General features: G+C 74.5%; 4 protein-coding genes. 1 reads left to right on the plus strand and 3 read right to left on the minus strand.

The features are described from left to right. Positions 1-155: 155 nt before the first annotated feature. Positions 156-1,292, minus strand: coding sequence for a glycosyltransferase family 4 protein (locus QR77_RS09060; RefSeq protein ID WP_040020833.1), 1,137 nt, complete (start codon positions 1,290-1,292; stop codon positions 156-158). Between the two features lie 100 nt (positions 1,293-1,392). On the opposite strand from QR77_RS09060, the gene QR77_RS09065 reads away from it, so the two are divergent. Beyond that, positions 1,393-2,676, plus strand: a complete 1,284-nt coding sequence (locus QR77_RS09065) for a glycosyltransferase family 87 protein (RefSeq protein WP_040027580.1) — start codon at positions 1,393-1,395, stop codon at positions 2,674-2,676. On the opposite strand, the gene QR77_RS09070 is transcribed toward QR77_RS09065, so the two are convergent. Both QR77_RS09070 and QR77_RS09075 read right to left on the minus strand, forming a co-directional pair. Then, a complete protein-coding gene (locus QR77_RS09070) occupies positions 2,633-3,838 on the minus strand; it encodes a hypothetical protein (RefSeq protein ID WP_078877771.1) in 1,206 nt (401 codons plus the stop codon). The two genes, QR77_RS09065 and QR77_RS09070, sit on opposite strands and share 44 nt — an antisense overlap. Before the next feature lie 88 nt (positions 3,839-3,926). Continuing rightward, positions 3,927-4,248, minus strand: a 322-nt coding sequence (locus QR77_RS09075) for a C40 family peptidase (protein WP_236710571.1), incomplete at its 5' end; no start/stop codon positions are given.

Here is a 4,248-nt window from a genome sequence, read left to right on the forward strand (position 1 = left end):
GAGATTTGTGGCGCACAACCGCCTCAAGCAACACGTTCCGCGGTGACAACGCCGTAAATCACACGTCCGGACATGTGCCTCCGGAGGCCCCGGCGCCCGGCACCGAACCCACCGGCCGCAACCACGAACCGGGCGCAACCAAGCGCACCGCGACTCTAGAGGAGCCCCCGCAGCCCCGACGCCAGCGCGTCCCAGCGCCACGTGTCCTCCACCCAGCGCCGCCCCCGCTCCCCCATCCGCGCCCGCAGCCCCGCGTCGCCCAACAGCGTCACGATCCGGTCCGCCGCCTCCCGGCCGTCGCTGACCACCCAGCCCGTCTCCCCGTCCAGCACCGCGTCCGGCGCGCCGCCCGAGTCTCCGGCCACCACCGGGAGGCCCGTCGCCGAGGCTTCCAGGTAGACGATCCCCAGGCCCTCGACGTCCAGCCCCCCGCGCCGCGTCCGGCACGGCATCGCGAAGACGTCGCCCGCCCCGTAGTGCGCCGGCAGCGACGCCCACGGGACCGCGCCCGTGAAGCGGACCGCGTCGGCGACCCCCGTGGACGCGGCCAGTTTGCGGAGCGCCGACTCGTACGGGCCGCCCCCCACGATCAGCAGCACCGCGTCCGGTACCCGCGCCAGGATCGACGGCATCGCGCGGATCAGTGTGTCCTGCCCCTTGCGCGGCACCAGCCGCGATACGCAGACCACGACCGGGCGTTCGGCCAGGCCCAGCGCCGCGCGGATCTCCGCGCCCCCCGAGCCGGGGTGGAAGGTCTTCTCGTCGACGCCCGGCGGCAGCCGCACCATGCGGGACGCGGCGGCGGGCGTCAGTGCGGGGGCGATGCGTGAGCGGGTGTACTCACCGAGATAGGTGATCGTGTCCGTGCCTTCGCCGACGCGCCGCAGGAGCTGACGGGATCCCGGCAACTGCGCCCACCCCGCCTCGTGCCCGTGCGTCGTCGCGACCAGGCGCCGCGCGCCCGCCGCGCGCAGCGCGGGGCCCAGCAGCCCCAGCGGAGCCGCCGCGCCGAACCACACCGACTCGCAGCCGTGCTCACGCAGCAGTTGGACGGCGCGGCGCCTGACGCGCGGGGTCGGCAGGAGCATCGTCGTGCGGTCGCGCACGACGGTGAACGGCTGCTCGGCGTCGAACGCCGCCGTCGCCGCCGCGCCCTCCTCGCCGCGCTTCCACGTCGAGGCGTAGACGACGAGCCGCTCGGGGTCCAGCCGCAGCGCCATGTTGTGCAGGAACGCCTGGATACCGCCGGGCCTGGGCGGGAAGTCATTGGTCACGATCAGGGTCTTGTGCATCGGCAGAGACGTTACCGGGCGGCCCCGCCGGGTGGGTTCCGCGCCGGGTCGACAGGCATCATGGCTTCCGCCATCACGTACGGAACGGAACAAAATGATCATGTCGGGTGCGCGCCGGGTACGGTCCCCGGTCGCGGTATGGGCCCTCACCAGGGCGGCGTTGCTGCTCTGTGTCTTCAGGGTCTTCACCCTGCCGGGCCCCGATGTCACGACCGACGTCTCGGTCATCTACCGGAACTGGTACGAGGCGTTCAAGCACGGCACGTATCCGCCGGCCGATGTCACCTGGCAGTACCCGCCCGGCGCCGCGCTGGCGATCCTCCTCCCGGCCGTGCTGCCGTTCCTCGGCTACGCCACCGCCTTCTTCGCGCTGGTGTTCCTCTGCGACGCCCTGGTGTTCCGGCTGCTGCTGCGCGCAGCCGCCCGTGAGGGGCGCTCGCTCAGGGCGGTGTGGGTGTGGGTGGCGGGGGTGCCGCTGCTGGGCCCGACCGCGTACGCGCGCTACGACCTGATGGTGACGGCGGTCGCCGTCGCCGGATTGCTCGCCGGGGCGCGCCGGCCGAGGGTGCTGGGCGCGCTCGCCGGGTTCGGCGCGCTGCTGAAGGTGTGGCCGGTGCTGCTGCTGGTGGGTACGGAGCGCGGCACGGCCACCCGGCGGTCGTGGACCACGGCGGCGGTGACGGGCGCCGCCGTCACGCTGGCGTGCTGCGCGGCGATGCCGGGGGCGCTGGACTTCGTCACCCATCAGCGTGACCGGGGCACCGAGGTGGAGTCGCTGGGGGCGCTGGTCTTCCAGGTGGCGAGGCACTTCGGCTGGCAGGGCGAGGTACGGCTGCACTACGGCTCGCTGGAGTTCATGGGCCCCTACGTCCCCCTCGTCAGCGCGGCTGCGATGGCGCTCAGCCTGCTCGCTTTCGGCTGGCTGCTGGTGTGGCGGCTGCGGGCGCGGGTGTTCACGTCCGGTACGCCGGGTGACGCGGCGTTCGCCGCCGTACTGCTGTTCACCACCACGAGCCGGGTCATCAGCCCCCAGTACATGCTGTGGCTGGTGGGGCTCGGCGCCGCGTGCCTGGTCGCGCGTACGAGCCTGATGGCGCTGCCCGTCCGGCTGGTGCTGGTGGCGACCGGGGTGACGCTGCTGGAGTTCCCGATCGGGTTCGGGGAGGTGGTGGCGGGCGATGTGAGCGGGGTGCTGCTGCTCCTCGTACGCAACGGCCTGCTGGTGGCCGCTTCGGTGATCGCGTGCCGGCGGCTGTGGCGGCAGGCGGTGCCGGGCCGGCGCACACGTACGCGGGTGGAACAGCCCGCCGAGCCGTACGCGGACCTCAGCGACGGCCGGGTCAGCCCAGCCGCTGCCGGAGATAGTCACGCCACCGCGCCGTGAAGTCGTCGGGCGTCGTGGACAGTACGTCGTGCATCGCGTCCTCCACCGCGCCCGCGCGCCCGTCGTGCGCGCCCACCGCGCGGTAGAAGTCCGTCAGCCGCTTCTCGCCCCAGTGTCCGGCGATGAGTTCGCAGGCCAGCCAGCCGCCCTCGTACGCCTGGGCGAGCTGGTCGGCGTCGCTGCCGAAGGCGAAGTCCTGGTCGGCGGGCAGCGCGGCGGGAAGCCGCCCCAGGCGGACGGCGTCCTGGAGTTCGGGGGCGATCTCGGCGGCGGTGCGGCCCGAGCCCCGGTAGGCGACCCAGTCGGCGAAGCCCTCGGAGAGCCAGGTCGGGGTGGCGGCCGAGGTGGCCGTACGGGTCGCCACATGGGTCGTCTCGTGGGTGAGGACGACGCCCCGGCCGAACGCGCCGAGCAGGCCGTACGCGTCGGGGTTGACGATGACCCGGTCGGCGGGCGCCGTCGACGCCGTGGCGGAGCTGCCGGTCTCCCCCGTGGTGACGGCCGCGATGCCCCGGTAACTGGCCGTGGGCGCCCCCAGCAGCTCCGCCATGGCGTCGACGGAGCCGGGCACCAGCACGACCACCCGCCGCGCCCAGGCGCCCGGCCAGGCGCTGTCCACGGCCGGTACGGCCTTGTCGGCCGCCGCGGCGATCCCGTGCAGTGTCGCCGCGTCCTGGCCGACGCCGAGGACCAGGCTCCGGCTGCCCCGTACGACACTCACGCGGCCCTGCTGCCAGAGCTGCCGCGCGCCGCCCTTGCCGGGCCGGTCGGCCGTGACGTACCAGCGGCCGCCGTGCTCGGCCAGCTCCAGGGTGCGGGGCGTCGACACGGGCGACGTGTCGTAGCCGGCGATGCGGTAGCGCAGGTCGGCCGTGGCAGTCGCCCTGGTGCCGGAGCGCCGGACACCGGTGAGGTGGTACGTCCAGGAGCGCAGCGGCACCTCGGCGAGGTTCTCGAACTCCGCGCGCTCGGCCCGGCGCAAGGTGGTGGCCGCCGGGCCGAAGGCCGCCAGATAGGCGCTCTCGTCGTGGTGGACGACGGCGGCGGCCCGGTGGTCCAGGGTCTCCCGGATGTCCGGGGTCGCCGGGTCGGGAGGTGCGGCCGGGGCCGAACAGCCGGCGGCGAGCAGCAGGCCGGCGAGCGAAGCGCCGGCGAGCGACAGCGCGGAGCGGCGGCGTACGCCGCGCGCCCTGGGTGCTGTTCCGGTACGTCCGCGAGCCGCCACGCGGCCGATCGTACGGTGCGCCGGATCAGACGCGTGTGACGGAGGAGACAGGCATCATGCCGACCGGGTCGTAGCGCACGGCGGCGCCGGGGTAGGGCGCGTGGATCACCTGGCCGTTCCCCGCGTACATGGCGATGTGGCTGGCGTCGTCGCGGTACGCCACGAGGTCGCCGGGCCGCGCCTGCGAGAGCGGCACCCGGTGTCCGGCGTACCGCTGGGCCTGGGAGGTGCGCGGCAGTCCGACGCCTGCCTGGGCGTACGCCCACTGGGTCAGCCCCGAACAGTCGAAGCCCGAAGGACCGTTGGCGCCCCACACGTACGGCAGCCCCACCGCCCGCCGGGCCGCC

Source organism: Streptomyces sp. 150FB (genome assembly GCF_000818195.1).
In the GTDB taxonomy this organism is placed as follows: Bacteria; Actinomycetota; Actinomycetes; order Streptomycetales; family Streptomycetaceae; genus Streptomyces.

Excerpts from the sequence above, each read along its gene's own strand:
- QR77_RS09060 (WP_040020833.1), bottom strand. The coding sequence starts at position 1,292 with ATGCACAAGACCCTGATCGTGACCAATGACTTCCCGCCCAGGCCCGGC.
- QR77_RS09065 (WP_040027580.1), top strand. The coding sequence starts at position 1,393 with ATGTCGGGTGCGCGCCGGGTACGGTCCCCGGTCGCGGTATGGGCCCTC.